19 protein-coding genes and 1 pseudogene are annotated in these 22,451 nt (G+C 54.0%); 6 read left to right on the top strand and 14 right to left on the bottom strand.

Annotated elements, in window-relative coordinates:
- Positions 1–118 precede the first annotated feature (118 nt).
- Positions 119–337: a DUF3820 family protein gene (locus tag ELY25_RS10890; RefSeq protein ID WP_126951308.1), complete on the top strand. Its 219-nt coding sequence runs from the start codon at positions 119–121 to the stop codon at positions 335–337.
- A 2-nt stretch (positions 338–339) separates the two neighbouring features.
- Here ELY25_RS10890 and ELY25_RS10885 read toward each other — a convergent pair whose 3' ends face one another.
- The 7 genes and pseudogenes from ELY25_RS10885 to ELY25_RS10855 all read right to left on the bottom strand — a co-directional run bounded on the left by ELY25_RS10885 (position 340) and on the right by ELY25_RS10855 (position 6,313).
- Positions 340–681 (bottom strand): hypothetical protein, encoded by a 342-nt coding sequence (locus ELY25_RS10885; RefSeq protein WP_126951307.1) that lies wholly within the window; start codon positions 679–681, stop codon positions 340–342.
- Between the two features lie 153 nt (positions 682–834).
- Positions 835–1,197 (bottom strand): annotated as a pseudogene (locus ELY25_RS10880) (ribbon-helix-helix domain-containing protein).
- Between the two features lie 118 nt (positions 1,198–1,315).
- Complete coding sequence (locus ELY25_RS10875) at positions 1,316–1,885, bottom strand: DJ-1/PfpI family protein (protein ID WP_126951306.1); 570 nt, start codon at positions 1,883–1,885, stop codon at positions 1,316–1,318.
- Positions 1,886–2,010: 125 nt separating this feature from the next.
- Entirely contained in the window at positions 2,011–2,502 is a 492-nt protein-coding gene (locus tag ELY25_RS10870; protein ID WP_236995701.1) for a metallophosphoesterase family protein, read from the bottom strand.
- Between the two features lie 12 nt (positions 2,503–2,514).
- Positions 2,515–3,144, bottom strand: a complete 630-nt coding sequence (locus ELY25_RS10865) for an SDR family oxidoreductase (protein ID WP_126951305.1) — start codon at positions 3,142–3,144, stop codon at positions 2,515–2,517.
- A gap of 139 nt (positions 3,145–3,283) precedes the next feature.
- Positions 3,284–5,389 carry a methyl-accepting chemotaxis protein gene (locus ELY25_RS10860; RefSeq protein WP_126951304.1) on the bottom strand — a complete coding sequence of 702 codons (2,106 nt, stop codon included), beginning with the start codon at positions 5,387–5,389 and terminating at the stop codon, positions 3,284–3,286.
- Between the two features lie 309 nt (positions 5,390–5,698).
- Positions 5,699–6,313 carry a flavin reductase family protein gene (locus tag ELY25_RS10855; protein ID WP_126951303.1) on the bottom strand — a complete coding sequence of 205 codons (615 nt, stop codon included), beginning with the start codon at positions 6,311–6,313 and terminating at the stop codon, positions 5,699–5,701.
- A 103-nt stretch (positions 6,314–6,416) separates the two neighbouring features.
- Between ELY25_RS10855 and ELY25_RS10850 the strand changes: the two genes are divergently transcribed.
- Positions 6,417–7,364 carry a D-2-hydroxyacid dehydrogenase family protein gene (locus ELY25_RS10850; RefSeq protein WP_126951302.1) on the top strand — a complete coding sequence of 316 codons (948 nt, stop codon included), beginning with the start codon at positions 6,417–6,419 and terminating at the stop codon, positions 7,362–7,364.
- 70 nt (positions 7,365–7,434) lie between these two features.
- Positions 7,435–7,851, top strand: a complete 417-nt coding sequence (gene arfB / locus ELY25_RS10845; protein WP_126951301.1) for an alternative ribosome rescue aminoacyl-tRNA hydrolase ArfB — start codon at positions 7,435–7,437, stop codon at positions 7,849–7,851.
- Here arfB and ELY25_RS10840 read toward each other — a convergent pair.
- The 4 genes from ELY25_RS10840 to ELY25_RS10825 all read right to left on the bottom strand — a co-directional run bounded on the left by ELY25_RS10840 (position 7,848) and on the right by ELY25_RS10825 (position 12,587).
- Positions 7,848–8,924, bottom strand: a complete 1,077-nt coding sequence (locus ELY25_RS10840) for a proline racemase family protein (protein WP_126951300.1) — start codon at positions 8,922–8,924, stop codon at positions 7,848–7,850. The two genes, arfB and ELY25_RS10840, sit on opposite strands and share 4 nt — an antisense overlap.
- Positions 8,921–10,102, bottom strand: a complete 1,182-nt coding sequence (locus ELY25_RS10835; RefSeq protein ID WP_126951299.1) for an alcohol dehydrogenase catalytic domain-containing protein — start codon at positions 10,100–10,102, stop codon at positions 8,921–8,923. Before ELY25_RS10835 ends, ELY25_RS10840 begins: the two co-directional genes overlap by 4 nt.
- A 78-nt stretch (positions 10,103–10,180) precedes the next feature.
- Entirely contained in the window at positions 10,181–11,149 is a 969-nt protein-coding gene (corA, locus tag ELY25_RS10830; RefSeq protein WP_126951298.1) for a magnesium/cobalt transporter CorA, read from the bottom strand.
- A gap of 34 nt (positions 11,150–11,183) precedes the next feature.
- Positions 11,184–12,587 carry a sensor domain-containing diguanylate cyclase gene (locus ELY25_RS10825; RefSeq protein WP_126951297.1) on the bottom strand — a complete coding sequence of 468 codons (1,404 nt, stop codon included), beginning with the start codon at positions 12,585–12,587 and terminating at the stop codon, positions 11,184–11,186.
- Positions 12,588–13,044: 457 nt separating this feature from the next.
- Here ELY25_RS10825 and ELY25_RS10820 point away from each other — a divergent pair, with 457 nt between their 5' ends.
- Entirely contained in the window at positions 13,045–13,743 is a 699-nt protein-coding gene (locus ELY25_RS10820) for a hypothetical protein (RefSeq protein WP_126951296.1), read from the top strand.
- A gap of 64 nt (positions 13,744–13,807) precedes the next feature.
- Here ELY25_RS10820 and ELY25_RS10815 read toward each other — a convergent pair whose 3' ends face one another.
- Positions 13,808–15,307 carry a CoA-acylating methylmalonate-semialdehyde dehydrogenase gene (locus tag ELY25_RS10815; RefSeq protein ID WP_126951295.1) on the bottom strand — a complete coding sequence of 500 codons (1,500 nt, stop codon included), beginning with the start codon at positions 15,305–15,307 and terminating at the stop codon, positions 13,808–13,810.
- Positions 15,308–16,012: 705 nt separating this feature from the next.
- Between ELY25_RS10815 and ELY25_RS10810 the strand changes: the two genes are divergently transcribed.
- Positions 16,013–17,752, top strand: a complete 1,740-nt coding sequence (locus ELY25_RS10810; protein ID WP_126951294.1) for a potassium/proton antiporter — start codon at positions 16,013–16,015, stop codon at positions 17,750–17,752.
- 65 nt (positions 17,753–17,817) lie between these two features.
- On the opposite strand, the gene ELY25_RS10805 is transcribed toward ELY25_RS10810, so the two are convergent.
- Positions 17,818–18,525 (bottom strand): DUF3581 family protein, encoded by a 708-nt coding sequence (locus ELY25_RS10805; RefSeq protein ID WP_126951293.1) that lies wholly within the window; start codon positions 18,523–18,525, stop codon positions 17,818–17,820.
- A 108-nt stretch (positions 18,526–18,633) separates the two neighbouring features.
- On the opposite strand from ELY25_RS10805, the gene ELY25_RS10800 reads away from it, so the two are divergent.
- Positions 18,634–21,600: a translocation/assembly module TamB domain-containing protein gene (locus ELY25_RS10800; protein ID WP_126951292.1), complete on the top strand. Its 2,967-nt coding sequence runs from the start codon at positions 18,634–18,636 to the stop codon at positions 21,598–21,600.
- Here ELY25_RS10800 and ELY25_RS10795 read toward each other — a convergent pair.
- On the bottom strand, positions 21,597–22,313 hold the full coding sequence (locus ELY25_RS10795) for a trimeric intracellular cation channel family protein (protein ID WP_126951291.1): 717 nt from the start codon (positions 22,311–22,313) through the stop codon (positions 21,597–21,599). The genes ELY25_RS10800 and ELY25_RS10795 overlap by 4 nt on opposite strands.
- Positions 22,314–22,451 lie beyond the last annotated feature (138 nt).

Below are 22,451 nucleotides of genomic sequence, written 5' to 3'. Positions count from 1 at the left end.
AACTTGCCGAAGCTGTAAATGCCCGGCATCGAGGGGGTATTATTCGTCGACCAAAGTCTAACAAAATTACATCTTTTCGGAAACCAGCGCGATAGATAAGCCCAAAGGAAAGTAAGACATGAGACCTGAAGACCTTGAAAAACTGGTAACTCGCACGATGCCGTTCGGCAAGCACCAGGGCTGCCTGATTGCCGACCTGCCTGGGCCGTACCTTAACTGGTTTGCACGGGAGGGTTTTCCATCGGGAGAGATTGGTCAACTGCTGCAACTGATGCAGGAAATTGATCATAATGGCTTAAGCGATTTGCTTGACCCGTTACGCAAGCCGTCTAAATAAGATTATGTATTTGAACGCAATGCCAACGCCTGCTGATATTCAGCGCGATACGCCTTGGCATGCTGCGTGGAGTCAGCGGGAAAACGACCCAGCGCCACGGCCAGCTCAAAAAATCCAGCGCCGGGCATATTATCACCCCGGCGGCTTACCACTAATGCAGCGATAAACGGCTGATGGGTAGCGGCATCATCGCGCATAAGCTGCTCTAGCGCCTGAGTAACACGCTGTATTGTTCCTGGAGGCGTTAATCCCATTGATGCAGCCACTTGCTGATACGTCATCGGTAGCGCTTTGTCAGGTGCTGCGGTTAGCAATTGGCGTACGGCTGTTGCTATATCTGCCATGAAAATCCTGTTAGTTACTACATCCGCCACTATCCAGTGATGGCCTTCATTATCATCGCAACCGCTACTCGCTATAACGTTCGAACGGCGGTTATCAGAATGCTATTAAACCATACGGCTCTCTCGGCGTTAGAGAGATAGCTCTTAATGCATCTAATGCATCTGGTTGCGCTTGGGGCGGCTTTCACGCGCTAAAATCCCCTCAGCATCCAGGGTTGCGATAGGTACCCCATGCTGAGTGGGGATATCTCCCGTTAGTTGAAGCGCTTGATAACGTAGCGCGCAGACGCGTAAAAACGAGGTGAAGTTACCCAAGTCATGCCCAGCGTCGATAGATTCATGATACAAGCGGGTAATCAACTGAGCAGTATTCATACCATCACGCGTGGCGATTTCTTCCAGAATGTGCCAGAAGTAGTGCTCCATTCACACGCTAGTCACCATGCCATCGATGCGCAATGAATGCGTAGCGCTGGACCACAGTTCAGGATTGGCGTGAATAAAGAGTTTACACATGGGCGTGATCTCTTAACGTTCAGATAAGCCGTTAGCATAGTGGGCAAATACGCTACGCGCCCAATGTCTGTTAGGCGCGTATGCTTCGCTTTATATGCTTACGTTGACGACCCAGCGATTACTTATTTAGCAGCGCCATAAATTGAGCAAGCCAGGCCGGGTGCGCTGGCCAAGCGGGGGCCGTCACTAGGTTGCCGTCGGTTACCGCCTCACTTACGTCGATACTGGCAAAAGACCCGCCCGCCAGCTCAACTTCTGGTTGGCAGGCCGGATACGCGGAACACTGCCTTCCTTCGAGCACCTTTGCAGCGGCTAACAGTTGTGCGCCATGGCAGATCGCAGCGACAGGCTTATTGGCCTCAAAAAAGTGCCGCACCATCGTTAACACATCTTTGTTTAAACGCAGGTATTCCGGGGCACGCCCACCGGGTACCACCAGGGCGTCATAATCGGCGGGATTGATGTGCTCAAAATCAGCGTTGAGCGCAAAGCGATGGCCAGGTTTTTCGGAATAGGTCTGATCGCCTTCGAAATCATGAATCGCCGTGGCCACGGTTTCACCCGATGTCTTTCCGGGGCAAACGGCATCAACCTGGTGGCCGACCGCCATCAACGCCTGAAAGGGAACCATGGTTTCGTAATCTTCAGTAAAGTCGCCGGTAATCATCAAGATACGCTTGCTGCTCATCTCCGTACTCCTTATTGTTTTATCATCGAGCACACGCTGAGTGTGTAACACAAGCCTAACAAGCGCTTTTCCATCAGAGGTAGTACGCCATTACTACAATGCTTTTTACGACCCAAAACGCGCCATCAAAGCGGCAAGTGCATAATGGCGCGCTTTATCTGATGCTCTTCAAGCCATAATTTGCCGAGCGTAATAGGTAGCTTGAAGCGGCGCTTGCCCGCCGCCCCTGGATTGAACAGCAACTTGTCGCCCTGCCACTCATTGCGCGGTTTATGGGAGTGGCCGTGTAATACCACATCACAAGGCGTGGCGTCATCAAAATCAACCAAGCGATGAACCATATGCAGTCGCCATCCATTGACGGTAAGGTTTTGTACCTCAGGCAGCTGCTTGGCCCAACGGGCGGTATCGATATTACCTTTAACGACATACAAAGGCGCGATGGATGCCAGACGGGCAAGAATTACCTCATCGCCAGGCGCCTGCCCCACATCGCCAAGATGCAGAATCAGCCCACATCCCTCCAGACAGATAAGGGCGTCATCACGCAGCAGGCCGTGTGTATCGGCGATAACGCCTACCGGCAAGTCGATATCCATCACATCACTCATCGTCATTAGGCATCATCACTAACTGATGATATCGCCGATAGGGCGCTCGCCATCCAACAGTAAATACTCCTGATTAACAATGCTTGGCGTTTGCACTACATGAAGCAGCGCGTGAGCAACGTTCGCTCGGGAGATTTGGTTATCTCCGGCTTCTTCAAAGGAGCTTGCAAACCGCTGGCTGGCCGCTTCATTACTAAGCCGCCCCGGTTTAAGAATTACATGGGACACACCGCTCTGACGCAGGTGGGCGTCAGCTGCGAATTTTGCCGCCATATAGGGGCGCATGTTTTCCGGTGCATCCAACGGCTGCTCGGCACGCATGGCACTCACCATAATGTACCGGGAAAGCCCGCGTTGGCTGGCAATATCTGCCGCGCGAATAGCCCCAAAGAGATCAATCATCAAGGTCTTATCAGGGCCGGTATGCGGGCCTGAGCCGGCAGTGAACACCACATTATCACAGCCATCAAAAGCATGCTCCAATTCGCCTTCAAGGTCCGCTACCACGGTTGAGATATGGCGTTTTTCAAACCACTCAGCCTGACTTTCATCGCGGATCATTGCTTTGACAGGCTCACCCGCCTGTTGGGAAAGCTCACAAAACTGCTTGCCGATCTGTCCGTTGGCACCAATCACCAATGTCGTCATTTTGCCCCCTTGTAAATGCTTGGATTGAACTACAGCTTATTGATGAGTGCAGGCACCGAGTACATAAAACAACCCCCTGAAACGCAAAACAGCGAACGCGCCATAGGCACGTTCGCTGAGTAAGGATCCAACGATAGCGTCAGGTTAGTTGGGCAGGTTCCTCTTGCTGCGGTAAGGAAAGCGCCTGGTGGCCCGCGCCATCACTTACCCGAAAACGGCTAACAAGCGTATGCATGTCACCAGCTCGCTCATCCAGCTCCTGACTTGCGCTTGAAGCGTCTTGAACCAGCCGAGCATTCTGATGAGTCACTTGATCTAGCTGCGAGATCGCTTGGTTGATCTGCTCTATGCCCGTGGACTGCTCTTGCGTTGCATCGGCAATTTCCGTTACGTAGCGGGTAACCTCTGAAAGGCTGCTGATGATCTCTTGCAGGTGCGCGCTGGACGCATTGACCAAATGCTCGCCTTCACTAACCTTGGCAACGCTATCGTCCACTAGATGGCGAATCTGGGCAGCCTCGTCAGCGCTGCGTCCGGCCAGCTTACGTACTTCCTGGGCCACTACGGCAAAGCCGCGTCCCTGCTCCCCTGCCCGGGCTGCCTCAACGGAAGCGTTAAGTGCCAGCAGGTTGGTTTGAAAGGCAATATCATCAATTGCCTTGATGATCGACGTGATTTTCTGGCTCGCTTCGCGAATATCGCTCATAGCCGTAGTGGTGCGTTTGACTACATCACCCGCTGAGCGAGCTCGCTGATCCACGCTTCCGCTGGCCCCTTTTGCCTGGTCTGCATAATCGGCCGTTTGCTTCACAGTCGAGGTGATCTGCTCAAGGCTTGACGCCGTTTCCGCCAGGGATGCAGACTGCTGGTCAGTGCGCTGAGACAGGTTCTCGTTACCTGCGGCGATCTGTCGGCTACTGGCGGCAATGGCTTCCGCGCTTTCGCGAATTTGAGCCACCATACCCTCAAACGTATCCATCATGCGGTTGAAGGCCTGGGCCGTCTGACCCACTTCATCATTACGCTGTAGCGCAAGACGCATGGAAAGGTCCGCATTTTGTCCAGCCGCGCCACTAATGCTTTCCATTTGTTGGCGCATGGCCGTTAGCGGGCCCAACACACGTACCAGCGTACGCCAGCCAAAAATAGCCAGTAGTGCGACAACCCCAAGCGTTACGCCAATCAATAGCGTTAACCCGGTAGCAGCCAAGGCTTCAGCCCGATTAACGGCGTTATCCGCTTGGGCAACGGTATAGCTTTCTACTTCGCCTAGCGCTAACTGCATTTGATCCATGGCACCTGCAACCTTGGCAAGCGCTGTCTGAACCTGTTCGCCAAGTTCCAGCTGTTGTTCACGCAGCATGGATACCGACATGAACCCGGTTAGCATGATGCTTTCAAGCTCATCGACTACCTCGGCCAGCGCATTCACCATACGCGCCTGATTTGGATCGGAATCGGGGGCATCGAGAATAGCCGCTAAAGAGCTGCGCACCTGGCTGAACTGAGTTTCAATAAATTGCTGACGCAGCATGGAAAGTGCATCGCTATTGGGTGCCTGCACCATTTGCTGACCATACCCTGCCAACAGTGCCAGAGCGGTACGCACATCCGCACTGTAACGGCCAATATTGGCCCCCTGAACAAACAGGCCATCCAATATCGTGGTGGGAAGCGTGGTCATTTCATCTTCACGCCACGCCTCCATAAGGTCTCGTTGTTCCCGCTCATAGCGTTGCTGATTAAGTACTGAGACATTGGCGATCTCTTCGGCGCTACTCATCGCACTGCTGACAAACATTTCCATGTTACTTAACTGGGACGCCATTTCCGCTTTCAAACCAAGTTCCACCTGGCGCACCATTTCAAGCTCGGCATCACCATCGAGTAGAGCATTATAGTAATTATCAAGCGTTGCCAGCTGCGTCTCGGCGCCCTCCCTTTCAAGTGCTTCGCGGGCATTCATAAAGCGCTGGTTAAGCGTTTCTTCAGAGACGATGTTTTCCAGAGCAGACTCATTTTCTGCTGCTAGAAGTTCGTTATGGCGCTGGCCATAGGCGGCCATGGTGAGCACCAAGCGGCGGCTAGCATCCTGTAAGGGAAGTACGTCACCGGTAATATAGTGCTGAGAGTTGATCAGCCGCTGGTTGGTGAACCAGCCGGTCGCGGCAAGGGCAACCGCACCCAGCATGGCCATAATAAAAAGGCTGATTAGCATGGCGCGGATACTGAAAGTCTTTTTCATTATACGTGTTCGCTTGTGTCTAGAGGCATGCAGGTAACGTCTGATTTTTTTGAGAAAAAGCACATTTTCAGGCAGCTAAGGATAACCTCGAAGCGCTTAAACCAGGCACTATTTCCCAATAAAAATTACAGAAATTAACAACTTGGGCGTTTGAAACGCTATTTCTATTAAGAATGCGCAACAGAAGTATCGGCAGAAATTGCCGCAACTAAAGCTTATTTATACTTAGACTAATTTAGCAACTACTTTCATTAAAAAAAATATTTTATATCAATGGCTTACTATTTTTTGTTAGTGCCAGGTCTATCGTTAGGCTGGCCGCTCGATAGCAAAACGGTCGGTCGCACGTACGTAGTCGTTGCCCGCCAGGCGTCCAATAGGTTTTAAAAGGTCAATATTCACGTGACGACCATCCCATATGCTTTCATCAATATGAATGGACACTACCTGCGCTAGCACCAGCGTACCCGCCAGCGGCTGATCGCCGAACCGAATCAGCTCATAAAGCTTGCAGCCAAAGGCAACCGGCGAGGCTGCAATACGCGGCACCGTGATGCCCGCCATGGGAGCTTTTTCCAGACCTGCCAATTCAAACTCATCTTCTTCTCTAGGCAGGCTGGCACTGGTGGTATTCAGCGCTTCAATAAGCGCTTCGCTGCCAATATGCACTACGCATTCAGGCATCTCCTCAAGATTACGTACGGTATCCTTGGGCTGCGCGTTGCCATCCAGCAACGGTGAAAAGGCTAAAACAGGCGGATTAACGCTTGCCACATTGAAAAACGAAAACGGCGCAAGATTGGCCTGACCGTCTAGGCTCTGAGTGGCTACCCAGGCAATTGGCCGGGGGCAGATACTTCCCGAGAGCAGCCGGTAGATAATTCCAGCACTTAACGGTGATTCATCCAACAGATAGTCGCTCATGTATTGCTCCTTGATTGCCGGGCTAGAGAGTAGTATCACTTTATAACAGGGCTGTATTGATGCTGCTTTTTTTGGTTATTTCATACCTACCAAGGACCTGCCAATGAAGATCGTGATTTCCGATGATTATCAGGACTGTGTGCGCCAACTGGATGCCTTTGAGGCGCTCAGGGGTCATGAGGTAACGGTTTATCACGATACGCTGACCGACATGGACTCGCTGGTTGAACGCTTCCACTCAGCCGACGCGTTAGTATTAATTCGCGAGCGCACGCCTATTACCGCAGCGCTGCTTGAGCGTTTACCCAATTTAAAGGTGATTAGCCAAACCGGCGGCGGAGCAGCCCATGTAGACCTGGACGCCTGTCGTCGCCATGGGATAACCGTCATGACCGGCAGAGGATCGCCCTATGCAGCCGCCGAGTTAACCTGGGGTCTGATACTTTCCGCCATGCGCCACCTTCCTGAGGAGGTGGAAAACCTCAAGGCTGGCCGCTGGCAGCGCACTCTTGGCACGGGCCTTAAAGGCCGCACGCTGGGTATTTTTGGCTACGGCAAAATTGGCAGCCTGGTAGCCCGTTACGGTAGGGCCTTTGAAATGGACGTTTTAGTGTGGGGTCGTGAAGGCACAAGAGCGCGGGCGCTTGAGGCAGGTTTAGCGGTGGCCGAGAGCCAGCATGATCTTTTTCAGCGTGCCGACGTGCTTAGTCTTCATCTGCGCCTGAACGCGGACACCCAAGGAATCGTCACGTCAGAGCATCTTGCCTGCATGAAGCCCAGCGCGCTTTTGGTCAATACCAGTCGTGCACCGCTTATAGAGCCCGGCGCGCTGGTTAATGCCCTTGAGTCAGGTAAGCCGGGGCGTGCAGCAGTCGATGTTTTCGAGAGCGAACCAACCTGTGACGGTCCACTGCTTACATTGCCCAACTGTGTCGCGACCCCTCATTTGGGTTACGTTGAAAAAGATAGTTATGAGCTCTACTTTGGCGATGCCTTTGGCAATCTCGTCGCGTTTATTAATGGTGAGCCGGTCGATAACCTCGCCGCGTAGCCTGCTTATTGCGCCGTCCTCTGCGTCAATTGTGCTAGCCTTATAACTTACCCGTGACACAGAGGACTGGATGCTCACTATTTCCACTCATGTAACCTTGGCCGACTGGGAAATCGATATCAGCCAGATCCGCGCGCAAGGTGCGGGCGGCCAGAACGTCAATAAAGTGGCCTCAGCGGTGCACTTACGCTTTGATATACCGCGTTCCACCCTGCCTGCGTTTTATAAAGAGCGCCTGATGATGCTCAATGACCAGCGCATCAGCAAGGAGGGCGTGGTGATTATCAAGGCCCAGAGCTACCGCACGCTGGAGCTTAATAAAGAGGATGCCCTTGCCCGCCTTAAAGCCCTTATCGTAAGTGCTGCCAAGACGCAGAAGGTACGTCGCCCCACCAAGCCGACCAAAGGTTCCCAGCGCCGCCGGGTGGATCATAAAACCCGTAAAGGCAAGACCAAGTCGCTGCGAGGCAAGGTCTCCACCTCTTAAGCGCTCCTGATTGAACTCTCCTTAACCGCATTAGCGTGATGGCGATCGCTCAGAATATGGTGCAGCTCGCCACAGGCCACCAGTGGATCATCGCAGTTAATCACAATATCAGAATGGGCCAGCACGTAGCTGCGTCCGGTGATCGTGTTTTCAACTACCTGATAAGCGCCTTCCTGGTGAGTGCCGGTAAAAGTGCCGATAAACCCGGTTTCACGCAGCGATATCGTTTCGAGCTTATCGCCTACGTTGAGGCGGCCTTCATAGTTCATCAGCGCCAGCCGGGCGGACGTACCTGTCCCGGTCGTACTTCGGCAGATTACACCGGGATGCACATAGGTTGTGGAGCGTGATCGCACATAGCCTTCCCCCACCTGCTCTTCCGGCCCCATAAAGTGCAAAAACGGCAAAGGCCCTACATCACCCAACGTATAGTGTGAGAAGCCGCGCTTGGCTTGAATGGCCTCCACAATTTTATGGGCGCACGCAGAAAGCGCCTGCTCTTCCTCGCGAATCAGCTTGAAGCCAAGCTTGGTGGCGTCCACCAATGCATAAAAACCGCCACTGTAGGCAACCGAGTAGGTTACCTCCCCAATCCCCGGCACCTGGATGGTATCGCGGTAGGTATCAATGTAGCTTGGCAGCCCTTCACAGGTCACCGACTCCACTACCCCGTTATGCACACGCGCTTCGATCTGAACCAAGCCTGCCGGTGCCTCCAGAGCAAACCGCTGAATGCCCTCCTGCTTGGGTACTATCCCGCACTCGAGCACGGCGGTCGCGGTACATAACGTATTGGAGCCCGAGTAGATCGGGTACCCCATGACTTCCATGATGATATAACCTGCTACCGCTTCAGGGTGGGTGGCAGGTACTAACAGGTCGACCGACATTTCAGGAATGCCGTAGGGCTCTTCAAGCAGCAGCCGGCGCAGGCCATCGGCATCGTCACGCAGATACTCCATCTGCTCACGCACGGTGGCGCCTGGCAGCGCATCAATCCCACCGGTCACGATACGGCTAACGTCGCCGCCCGCGTGGGTATCCATCAGTTGAAGGGTATGGATATTCTTCACGCGCGCGACTCCTGAGTAGAGGTGAGAGCAAAGGGGACACCGTGAGCTTCCCACTGGGCATCCGGAACAATCACGATCTTACCCAGGTAATTACTGCCCCGCTTCACAAAGTAGTGCTCGGCGGCATGCAGCTCGGAAAGCTTGAAGGCGGCGTGAAGTACGGGCTTGAGCTCACCGCTGCGAATCCAGTCAATGAGCTGCTCGGCTTCTTCCCGGGTGCCGTGGGAAACACCGAAAATCTGCACTTGGTAAAGGTAGATACGCGTCCACATGATCTCACTGAGATTACCGCCGCTGGCACCCGCAATGGAAAGGCGCGGATAGGTTTGACGGCTCTGCATATCCACAATCATGGTATCGATAAACAGATCAGTCATTTCACCACCGACCAGATCCATGACCGCATCAATCGGCTGACCGCCAGTAGCTTCGAGTACGCGCTCAACAAAGGTCGGCAGGTTGCCTCGATCAATCACCGCCTCGGCGCCTAGTGCGATCAAGGCTTCTGCTTTATCTGGCTGGCTGACCGCGTAAGGAATGGCGCCCACAATTCGACAGAGCTGGATCAATGCCGTGCCCACGCCGCCGCTCGCGCCACTTACCAGCACACGCTCACCCGCACTTACCCGTGCCGAGGTCATCATATGGTAGGCCGTCTGGTACGAACACATGCCCATGGAAGCCAGTTCGGCATCACGCAGCTCTGGGTTAGGCACATGGTGAAACTGGTCAGCCGGTACGGCAATATATTCGGCATACCCGCCGTCGGAGCCGTGGCCATAATAGTCGGGCGTCAGATTGATATCCCGGCGCTCATCGGCATAGATATTGAAATCGAGCAGGCCACGCTGGCCAATACGTTCGGCTTCCACGCCCTCCCCGACCGCTACAATACGACCAGCCACATCGGCCCCCTGAATACGCGGGAACGTCAGCGTTGGCGTTTTCCCCATGGCAAAGGAGGTAACGTCCCCCTTTTCCTTCGTGGGATATAGCCCTTCACGGGCTTTACGGTCCGTATTATTTTTTGCCGTTGCGGTCACCTGCACCAGCACTTCACCCGGACCCGGAGTGGGTGTCTTGGCATCTTCACGATAATGCAGTTTTTCGACGTCCCCATGTCCAGTCAGCAGCATAGCGGCCATCGTGGCAGGAACGGCAGTAGCAGATTCGGCCATTGACAGGCTCCTTGGTAAAGGAATAAAACCACTGGCCGACCATAACAAACTCTTGGAGTGACTCAAATGCCTATCAGCTTAGAACCACCCCTTGCGCCTAAATAACCAGATCAGTACGCCAGCGATTCCGACCATGGCCCCCCAGACAAAAAAGTAGCCGTAGCGATAGCCAAGTTCTGGCATGTATTCAAAATTCATACCGTAAATACCGGCAATAAACGTCAAGGGAACAAAGACGGCAGTAATCACCGTTAGAACCCGCATGGTGATATTAAGCTGGTGCGATGAAATCGAAATATAACCATCGACCAGGTCACCGCAAATGTCGTAATACATCTGGGTCAGGGTATAGAGCCGCTCAAAACGCTCGGCCACATCGGTAATGGCATGCAGGGTTTCACTGTTTTCACGCGGCAGGTGGTTGTAATCGTAGGCCGTCAGCTCTTGAGTAATACCCTTATGATAGCTAAACACCCGTCGCATTTTGACCAGTCGAGAACGGTAGGCGGTGATCTTGCGCATCAGTACGTCGTTGCCATTATCCAGTAGCTCATCTTCAAGATCGCTTAACTCCTCCTCGAATTCGAGCAGACTATCAATGTAGTAACCTGCCGAGGTGTACATGATTTTAAGCGCTACCTGCTCGGGCGAGAGCGCCAAGAGCGTCCTGCCATGTTCGTTGAAAAGCCGCTCGATGCTCATGGCTACACCGGAGTGCAGTGTCACCAGAAAGCGTTCACCAATAAAAAAGCAGACCTGCTGAGGAACAAAGTTAAGCTTGGCGTCAAAGGATGAAATACCGCGATAAATAATCAGCGTATGGTTATCGAACTCTTCGATCTTGGGTGGATGACGCTCTTTCTGAGCATCCTGAATCGCCATCGGATGACATTCAAAGCGTTCAAGCAACTGCTGTACGCACTCGTTAGTTTCACCCTGCATATCGACCCAGATATGACTATCGGGGACCACTTTCCATTGATCAAACAGCTGCTCATCGCCCTCCTGAATGTTCCCATTAGGCGTTGCCAAAATACTGCGAATCATAGTCGCCCCTGGTTTAATCAACGTAATGTACGACTCAGGCGATGCGTACTTGGGCCTTGCCCGCCCTCTTTGCCTCGTACATGGCAACATCGGCTCGTTTAATCAGCTCTTGCGCTGTCTCAGGCGCACCCGGCATATACATCGCGACCCCAATGCTGGTACTGACTTCAAGCGTGGTTTCACCAATCACCAATGGCTGCTCAATCTTGCCAATAAGCTTTTGCGCCAATGGCTTAACCGACTCAGGCTCAACGCCTTCCAGAATCAAAACGAACTCGTCACCTGCCCAGCGGGATACAAAATCCGTCTCCCGGGCAGAGGCGATCAAGCGCTTGGCAATTTCACGTAAAAGCTCATCGCCAACGGCGTGGCCGTGGCTGTCGTTAACTTTCTTGAAGCCATCCAGGTCCATAAACAGTACCGCCAATGGCTTTTGTAACCGCCGGGCACGTGCCATGGCATCGGGCAGTCGCTCATCCAGTGCACGGCGGTTGGCAAGCTTGGTCAGCACATCTTCACGGGCCTGCTGGTCTCTTAGCCGCTCAAGCTGATGGCGCTCACTAATATCGTGAATGAATAGGCTGCGCCATTGGCGACCATGGAAAGTGAGTGATTTAAAGCGGATTTCAACAGGCAGGAGACTGCCGTCGCGACGGCACGCATGGTAGGTAACCGGCACGTTTTCAGCTTCACAGGGCAAGCCATCAGGCAGCATCAGTTGGCTGATCGGCTTCCCCAATGCCTGCTCGCGTGACCAACCAAACATGGTGGTGGCGGCCAAGTTCCAGTCCAACACACAGTCGTTAGCATCAACACTCACATAGGCATCGTAAGCCGTTTCGATTACCAACTTAAACTCGTGAGTACGCTGCTCAATTTGCTGCTCAAGGCTACGATGAAGCTTAGCCAAGGCTTTCTGGGAGGCCTCTTTTTCTTTTTGCTCACGGATGAGTCGTTCACGAAGCTGAATCTCTTCGGTCACAATATCGGCAAGGTCCTGCAACGCAGAAAAATCGTCTTTGCTGAGCTTTCGCGGTTTAGTATCTATGGTGCAGAGAGTGCCCAACACCAGGCCCCGCGTAGTTTTTAACGGTAATCCAGCGTAAAAACGTATCCCGCCAGGCTTGGTAACAAATGGGTTCTGCGCAAACCGGCTATCGAGGCAGGCATCCTCAACCACTAAGGGGGCAGATTCGGCAACCGGGTAGGCGCAAAAAGCGACATCGCGGGGCGTTTCCTGGATATCCAGGCCAACACGTGACTTGAACCACTGACGTTTGGCATCAATCAGGGTAACCGTGACGCCAGGTACATTAAGCAGCTTCGCGGCAAGTCGGGTAATACGGTCAAACACTGGTTCGCTGGGCGTATCGAGCAACTCAAGCTCATATAGCGCCTCTAAGCGTTCTTTTTCGTCTGACGGTATGGGATAGCTCATTTAATTCTTCACGCAAGTTGTCAGGTGATTTTATTCATCATAGCGCTAAACTATTTTTACTGCGCGACACGCTAAGCTCCGTAAATAAATCAGGAAACACTTCAGGCCGGAATACGATATTTTAGTGACATTTAGTAATCCACTACTCATAGCTGATAGGGCATGTATCCTGAGCGAAAAACAGCCAGCGGTCAAAATCCACTATTGCGCTCAAATATCTGTTATCTGACTGTTAAGGTATGTCACGCATGTGCCGTTATCCCATGAATTAAATAACTGAGCGGAAACCGGCCTACTTCAGCTATTCATTATCTGCAAGCTTGCTTAGACTAATCAAAGCTCGAATATTATTAATAGAGGCATGGGGTAATACCGACGCTTGTTAATGCCTGCTGCGGATAAGCACCTATGCCAAAAGAGCCCTACTGAATAGATGGCTCACTTACAGGAAACTACCATGCCATACACCGAAGCCAAGGAGCATACCCAGGGCCGTCTTAACGCCCTCTTTGCTGACCCCTACCGCGCTTTTGAAAACGAAACGGATGAGCGCCAACTTCATCTTCACGTAATGCTATATATGCTTTTGGCTCGCCCCATGGCACGCGGCACCATGACGCTTCGCGTGATTCATGGCTGGGAAAACGGCAGTTTTGAGCCAGGAGACCTACAGCATCTTGATTACCCTCTGGACACGCTGGAGGATTTCAAGCGCGCCGTCAGGGATTTTGAGCAGGCGGCGAAACAAAACGCTCCGCTACCCGCCGAAGACTCAGCCATTCTAGCCACGCCATTGGCCAACGCGATTGCCGAAGCGCAGGCTGAAGGGCAGATAGTGACGGATGAAATCAAAACGACCCCGGCGCGCTGGCCAGCCTTTGAAGGCGGCCTCGCTCTTTATACGCTGTTTAAAATGTACCATCGCCTGGTATATGGGGAAGACGACGCTTATCGCTGCTCGCAGTGCCAAACGCCCCATGGCCCGCGTGAAATTCATGAATTTCACCTGGAAGAAGGCGAGTTCGCGATTCTGGTTCCGTTAAGCAGTGACGCCAACGCCAAAGAGGCGCCGGGGTTGTTGGTTTTGCATGAAAGTCAGCTTCAGCCGATTGAAAAGCTGCTTGAGGAAAGTGTCAGCCTGCTACACGATTTTTAAGCGGAAGGCCCGAGCTACTAGCAGCGTCCAGACGCCAGCAAGCGGCGCCTGGACGTTGTCAGATTTAACTTAATGAAATGGTGCTATTGATCCCACTTGACACGTTTTCCGGCTCAAACCAGCGTGCGGTCACCGTTTTGGTTTGTGTCCAGAAGGCGATGGCCTGCTTGCCATTAGGTCCTAGATCGCCGAGCTTGGAACCTCTTGAACCGGTAAAGCTGAAATAAGCAACCGGCACGGGAATCGGTACGTTAATGCCCACCTGCCCCACATCGATATCGGTTTCAAAACAGCGCGCCACCCAGCCCGAGTTGGTAAAGATAGACGTGCCATTACCGTTAGGGTTTTCATTGATAAAGGCAATCGCCTCATCCAGGGTTTCCACGTTCACCACGCACAGTACCGGGCCAAATATCTCTTCGCGGTAAATGGCCATATTGGCCGTCACATCGGTGAACAACGTAGGGCCGACGAAGTTGCCTTTCGGGTAGTCGGCTACCTGGCAGTTGCGTCCATCGACCAGCAGTGTGGCGCCCTCTTTCTCGCCTGCCTCAATCAGGCGCACCACACGGTCCCGGGCGGCGGGCGATACCAGCGGGCCTAAATCGGCATCCTGTTGCGTGCCGGGCCCCACTTTCATATTGCGCGTGCCCTCCACAATATCGTCAATCCACTGGCGCGCCTCACCCACCAGCACCACTACCGAGTTGGCCATACAGCGCTGCCCAGCGGCACCAAATGCCGAGCCCAACAGATTATTGATCGCCTGGCTGCGGTTGGCATCGGGCATGACCACACAGTGATTCTTTGCCCCCATCATCGCCTGCATACGTTTGCCCGCCGCGGCCGCACGGTTATAGAGCAGCGAACCAACGTGGCTGGAGCCGATAAACGACAGCGCTTTGATGGTCGGATGATCGGCAATCTGGTTGGCGACATCGGGGCCGCCGTGCACGACATTTAATACCCCGGCAGGTACGCCGGCCTCATGGGCAAGCTCTACCAAGCGCATGGTGGAACTGGGGTCTTGCTCGGAAGGCTTTAAGACGAACGTATTGCCTGTGGCAATCGCCAGTGGAAACATGAAACAGGGCAGCATGATGGGAAAATTGAATGCGGTTATCCCCGCCCCCACGCCTAACGGCTGGTGTAGGGTATAAACATCCACGTCGCTTGCCGCGTTTTCAGCCACTTCGCCTAATTGGAGCGAGGTAATCGAGCAGGCATGTTCCACCACTTCCAAGCCTCGGCCTACTTCACCTTTGGCGTCTGGCAGCGTCTTGCCGTGCTCTTCAGTAATCAAGGCAGCCAGCTCATCGGTATTATCGCGAATCAGCGCCTGCAGCTTAAGCATGATGCGCATACGCTTGCCCAAGGGCATTTTGCGCCATTCTTTAAACGCTTGCTGCGCACTCGCAATCGCGCGCTCAACCTCTTCCGGGGTACAAAAGGGAACTCGGGCGACGACTTCCTGGGTCGCCGGATTAACCACGTCACGCCACTCCGGACTTTCGGATATGACGGCCTGACCATCAATGATCATGGGAATTTCGCGAACGGCCATTACGCTACTCCTGCTAAAGATTGTGTTTATTATTGAGCCATTATCGATGTCTTTTTAAGGCATGCACAGGGTATATCAGCTAGTTAACGTAAACGTCAATTAGCGATTAAGACGAACTAGCGTCTTCAACAGATGCGTCAATAAAAAATAACGCCCAGCCTGCCTTAACCGCTTGACCTGCCTTACCAATAAAGGATGATAAAGCGTACAACTACGGAGATGGCGCTTTGCCTTATCAGAAACACGCATTCACCACGGTGATTTACCCAAAGCTGAGCCATGCCGGTCTATGCATCCTAACTCTGCTGCTCTGGTGTGCTACTCCGTCTTCGTCTTCTCCACTTGCGGCCGGTACCCACAGCTCATCCAGCCATGTCGATCAACGCGAATCGCTGCTGCCGGCTGCAACGCAGGGCCATTCACTACGGGTTCGCAGTAGCAAGGCGCTACCCGTTGATGCCAGCGACCGGGGAACGGGCGAGGCTGCCTTACCTGCGCATTTAGCACCGGTTGATATAGCCCGCACAGGCGGTTGTGCTCTGCCGCTTACGATCACGCAATGGGCAGATAACCCGCCCGGCTGCCTTCCACCTAGTCGCGCACCACCTACTACCTAACGCATTAATCGTACTGTCAGAACTTTATTACTAAATGGCACCACGTTTTATCGGGGCGCCCGTTTACATCGTTCGGTAGGAAGCGTGTATGTTTCAAGTGGATCAACTTATTTTAATGGCAGCCATCCTGCTGCTGATCGGCATTATTTCCAGCAAGCTATCGGCACGCTTGGGTATGCCGGTGCTAGTACTGTTTTTGGGAACAGGGATGCTTGCAGGAGAAGCCGGAATTGGTGGCATCGATTTCGATAATCCCATTCTAGCCCACGCCCTGGGCACCATGGCCCTGGCCATGATTTTGTTTGATGGCGGCCTGCAAACGCCAATGTCCTCTATTCGCATGGTCTGGAAGCCTGCTTCGTTACTGGCAACGCTTGGCGTATTGGTTACGTCATTAATTACCGGCGTGGCGGCGGCCCACATTCTCGAGCTACCGCTACTGGATGGTTTATTGCTGGGGGCCATCGTCGGCTCTACCGATGCAGCCGCGGTTTTTTCCCAGTTACGCAACGCAGGCATTCATATCAACAGGCGGCTTAAATCGACGCTTGAAATCGAGAGCGCCTCAAACGATCCCATGGCCATATTTTTAACCATCGGCCTGCTCGAAGTGCTGGTCAATGATATGCCGTTGGGAGTGGGTCTGTTAAAGCTCTTTATCATGCAGATTGGCGTTGGCGGTGCGGTGGGCTTACTGGTTGGCTGGGCATCCGTTCAACTGATTAACCGTATCCAGCTGGTCACCTCAGGGCTTTATCCAGTGCTGGTGGCGTCCTGCGGCCTTTTCGCTTTCGGCGTTGCCGCGAACCTGGGCGGCAGTGGTTTCCTGGCCATCTTTGTGGCCGGTGTGATGATTGGCAACCGCCCGATCGCCTTTCAACGCAGCACGTTTCTGTTTCACGATGGCTTGGCGTGGATGAGCCAAATCGTCATGTTCGTAGTGCTTGGGCTGCTGATCAATCCGGTTTCCCTTTTGGATGTCTGGCTTGAAGGTCTGATGATCGCAGCCATATTGATCCTGGTGGCACGTCCACTCGCGGTAGTGCCCATTCTCAAGCTGTTCGGGTTTAACAACCGGGAAACGGGCCTAGTGGCATGGGTCGGGCTACGCGGCTCCGTGCCGATCATTCTAGCCATATTCCCGCTGATTTTTGGCCTGGAAGGCGCGGAGCTGATTTTTAACGTGGTCTTCTTTGTGGTGTTGATCTCAGCCACGCTTCAAGGCACCACCCTTCCTTATGTGGCGCGAAAATTAGGCCTGACCGAAGAGCCGCCCGCCGTGCCTGCTGCAAGCCTTGAAATTACCGCCCTTGAAGATGTCGATGCTGATATCGTGGAGTATCGCCTAGGGAATTTTGCCCGCGCTGCCAACCGGCGTTTATCACAAATAGCGCTGCCTGATGGCACCGTGATTGCCATGGTCACCCGGGGCAAGGATGTCATCCCGCCAAGAGGCTCTACCATGCTGCTGCCTGGCGATCACCTGTTTGTCGTATTGCGCCCCGACATACGCCCCTTTGTTGACTGTGTTTTTGCCGAAGGCGCCGCTATCAACAGCCGTGAGTTTCCCGATCAAACCTTACGCCTGAAAGGCAGCACAAGCGTGGGTGAAGTACTCCACTCGTATGGTATCGCGCTAGACAACGATATGAGCCGCACGCTGGATGCCCTGTTACACGAACGCCTGACCGATAGCCCCAGCGAAGGCGATGCCTTGAGGCTGGGTAGCGTGACGCTATCCGTTGAAGGCGTGCTTGAAGGGCGGATTACCACGGCCGGTTTAACGATAGTGCAGCCTGGCCCATCGGTAGAGGCCGCTTCAAGCTAGCCTAAAGGAAAAACGGCCACCCGCTAAACATGGGTGGCCGTTCAACAGGGTACATCATCGCACTATCAGGCGGCTTCGTAAGCGGCCTTCAAACGGTAAAACTCATCCACAATCGCGGCCATCTCAGTAGCGTCATAGTGGCAAAGGCCGCTAACCACCAGCTTCTTGGAGCCAACTCCGACGGTGTTACCGGCTGATTCTATGGAAAACTCAAGCAGTGCATCCGCCCGCTTACCCTGCACATCCAGCGATGAGCGGGTCAAGTCAAGGTCAGGGGTAAACCCATCCAGACGTTCTAATGAAAACCCCATGCTATCGTATATAACCAATGGACGCTTAGGATTGAACATTACCCCGTGCTGTTCCATGAGCGGCTTTAAATAGTGCGGGAAGTTCTTGCCTGAAAATGCCACATAGCAACGGGCAAATGCTTCAATGGCGGTTTTATCAAAGGTTGTTTCACCACTGCGCACCACCTGGAGATAACACTTGCCGCTCTCGTCACATACGTGAAGCTCACCGTTATCCGCTTCACTAAAGCACAGCGGCGTATTAGCACTTACCATATTGGTGAAGCGAAATTCCATTTGTCGCGACAGCCCAAATTTCACAAGTATCAGAGTAAACAGCAGATCACCAGGCACGCAGAAACGACGTGCATCCGGATTGTGAATCGGGTTGTAATCGCCGGCCACGCCTTTGGCGAAACGGCTGGCCTGCTCTGCAGAGATAACGACATACTCTCCGCTCTGCGAGTAAAAATCCTTGAACATGGCGTTTGCTGCCTGCCTAGCGTTGAAATCGAAAACCCATAACTGCCCAACGTCGCGCATAATGCCATAAAACGCGCACTAACAGGAGACTAAGGCAAGGAAGCGAGTATGCCAAACACAAATATCGCCCAAAAACGCTTATTGCGCTTTGCGTTAGCAATGTTGATCAGTGTGCTGTTTATCATAGCGGTTTGGCTGATGGGCAGCTACTGGCTGCTCAATAGCCAGTGGTTACCCAAGCGGATTTCTCAGTTTGAAGGCATTGAAATCCGTTGGAGCCAAGGTGCCAGTCGCCATCCAGGCCGCTGGGAGGTAGAGAACCTGTATCTGGCGCGCGAAGATGATGCGCTGCCCATTACCATTGAAGCTGAACGCGCCACGCTGCACCTCTCGCTGTTGTCACTTCTGCGTGGCGAACTGCATATTAACGCCATGGATGCCGAAGGGATTCGCCGCCTGACGGTGGGCGATATTGCCCTTGAAGCACAAGGCACGCTAGAAGTGGTAGATACAACGCTAAGTCGGGAACGCTTAGCCACACCCAGGGTTAATCTGGCAATCACCGGGGGACGTTTAGTACGGCTAAGTGACCAAACCACGCTGGTTAACGCGATTAACCTTGAAGCAGTGGCGTCACTTGATGAGGTCACGCCCACCGATCCGGCCACAGGTGAGCTTAACCCTGAGCTGTTAGCGGCCCTTTCAGCAACGCTTGATATCCAGGCCCAGGCAGATGCCTGGGATGTCTTTATGCCCTATCTGGAGGCGCTGCCTTGGCTATCTTTAAATGGCCGAGGCGCATTGGCCGGTCATATTGACCTGACCTCGGGCACCCTTGAGCCTGGCAGTCAGCTTGTCCTGAATGCACCCGAATTACACCTGGCGCTGGATGAACGGAGGCTTCGTCAGCCAGAACATCCACCCGCGTGGATTATTGCGGACACGCCGCCACCCCGCCACACGGCAACCGGTAAAGGCAGCGTAACGCTCGGCGTCAACGAAGATCGACTTGAGTTTGAAACCCTGCTTACGGATGTCATCCTGGCGGACACCCAGCCCTACGCCGTTGATACCGAGCTAAGCCTGACCAGCAGTATCGCCAATCAGCGTCTGGACCATCTCGTCTCGCCCACGGATGCCAAGCTCACGCTTGAAGGCACAATAACCCGGCTGGATATGCTGGACCGCTATCTGGCCGATACACTGCAAGGCGAAGGAGTTCGCCTCTCGGGCAATGGTCGCATAGTGGCCGATATCAGCGTTCGTGACACTCAGGCCCATAGCGGCCACTTATGGATTGAAGCCGAGAACCTCGCGGCCAAAGCGCTGGATGTCGCGGTTCAGGGTAGCGGTACACTGGACGCTGAGTTGAGCGACGCTTCAACCCTTGATGCCACGCTTGATTTCAGCAACGCAACGCTTTCCCACTTTGAGCGAACGCTGCTGGATAACGCGATGTTCAACCTGACCGCTCAAAGTCCGCTTGACCCAATAAAGGCCCGCGAGCAGGCCACCGCCACGCTTAGCTGGCACAACGCGCGCCTGCCCAATATCAATGCCCTGCAACCCTATATAAACACTTACCTGCCCGACCCGGCGCCGCTGAGGCTGATCAGTGGTCAGGCGCAAAGCCAGGGGGTGCTTAGCGTCACCCGCGAGCAGCTGAGCGGCGAGATTCAACTGGAGGGAAATGCATTAACCACCCGTTTGCAGCGCAGTGACCAGCGCACTACCTTGACCAGCGACATGCAGCTTTCACTGCTGCTTAATCAGGCTGCTACCGACAGCACTTCTCTGGATATAAGCGGCAGCCGCCTGCGCTGGCAGGTAGCCGATAACACGCAGCCCGGTGAGCGCCTGGAAAGTATTCTGGTGCTCCGCGAGGCCCACTTTCAACGACGCGCCGACACCCCTAGCGGGCAATTTAAACTGGAGGGTAGCGTGCAGCGCCTGGGCTTCTTGAATACCTTTTTACCCGCTGCCCACGGCGTATCCCTATCAGGTAACGGTCAACTGTTTGCCCAAGGCTCGTTTCGCGATGACCGCCTGCTGGCCCCTACCCGATTGCGTATCAATGCCAACCAGCTTGAGGTGGCTTTTCTGGACTACCTGGCCACCGGACGCGGCGAGCTGACCGCACAAATCGACAGCGCCGAGCAGGCCCAGCTTTCGCTAGGCATTCCGCAATTTGCCCTTCAGCGTAAAGATGACGAGCGCCCTCATGTAGAAGGACGGCATTTTGAGCTCACCACCCAGACAGACCAGTTGAGTAAGGTGCTGGCGACGCCTGCGCCGGAGTATTTTGTTACGCGTATCGCCCTGCCCATTACCGAAGTGCCGGACTTTACTCGTTATAACCGTTACCTGCCCGAAAGTGCCGGTATTACGCTGTTAGGCGGACAGGCAAGCCTTGCCAGCGAATGGCTGCTGGACGGCCTGAAGGCTCAGGGAGAGCTTTCATTGCGAGCGTTTGGCGCCGATATGGCGCTGCTTGATCAGCGCCTGCGCGGGGACCTGCACCTTTCCTTAACATTGACGGACGGCGATCTGGAAACGCGCCACTTTACCGCCGATAACTCCTTTTTACGCTTGGAAAACATCACTCGCCCGAATGAAGGCATTTCAGCGGATGCCGGCTGGTGGGTGCAGCTCTCCATGAACAAAGCCCAGCTGGATTGGGCAGCCCCCGTGCATTTAGTCAGTCAGGTTGGTCTTGAAATGCGCGACACAGGACTGCTCGCCAGGCTTTTTCTAGAGCGGGCGCGTGAAAAGGAATGGTTGGGGCGTTTACTCAGCGTGCGTAATATTAGCGGCTTTGCCGAGCTTGTGATTAACGGCGAACGCGCCAGCTTGAAGGATCTTGTCTTAACCGGCGGGCCGCTACTGCTGCTTTCGGATATCAACCTGGCCGAGCGTCGTGCAGATGGTGCACTTTATGCACGCCTAGGCGCGTTAGGAGTAGCGGTAGAGCTTGAAGACAACCAGCCGGAGCTGCATATCTTTCAGCCGCGCCGTTGGTTTGATCGTTGGCGCCAGACCCAATCGCCCACTCTTGACGCACCACCGCACCGTTAGCGCTTTGTCTTGCGCTCGCGCCGAATCATTCTCACCCGCTCTTTGGCTTTTGCAGGCGTCGAAAGCGGGGCGGCTGAATCTACCTCTTTGGGCGGTAGTGTCACCCAGGCAAAGACCGGCAACGCCAGGTGCCAGTGAATGGCCGCCAGCCGAAGCCCCAGAGTAAGCGCAAGCGCCATGGCAATACTTACGCTCAGCGGCGCATTCAGGGCTTGCAGCGTGACATAGACAATCCCGCCGGCCATGGCAGCAGTGGCGTATATCTCTTCGCGCAGCACCATGGGTACGCGCTGGGCCAGCATGTCGCGAATCATGCCCCCTGCCACGCCGGTCATCATGCCCATCAATACCGCCACCACCCCAGAGGTCCCCAGTAACAGCGCTTTATGGGTGCCGATGACGGTAAACAGGGCAAGCCCAAACGCATCGGCAATGGGCAGAAAGCCCCGCGACAGGCGATGAATATAGTGAAAGCCCACCAGTGACACGCCTACTGTTGCCAGAATGACCCATAAGTAAGTGGGATCGGTCACCCAAAAGACAGGACGCACCCCCAGCACCAGATCGCGTAGTGTGCCACCCCCAATACCGGTAACCGCCGCCAGTACCAGCATGCCAAACGGATCCATTTTGGAGCGGCACGCCAGAATAACGCCCGACAGCGCAAAGACAATAACCCCTGCCATATCCAGCCAGTACACCACACCTGTCACGCGATTCCCCTTTGTGCGCTATGGTTCTTAAAGCAGGCAGAATAGCACTAAAGCGTTTTACGTTTATCGCTTACTTATGCGCGAATTAAGCAGACTTAATACCGTGCCTTAAGGTAGGCTGACGATAACTTTAGAAGG

Origin of the sequence: Vreelandella populi (genome assembly GCF_003989825.1) — a bacterium.
Classification (GTDB): Bacteria; Pseudomonadota; Gammaproteobacteria; order Pseudomonadales; family Halomonadaceae; genus Vreelandella; species Vreelandella populi.
Note: the sequence above shows the minus strand (reverse complement) of the source record. Positions and strands in the feature narration are given on the sequence as shown.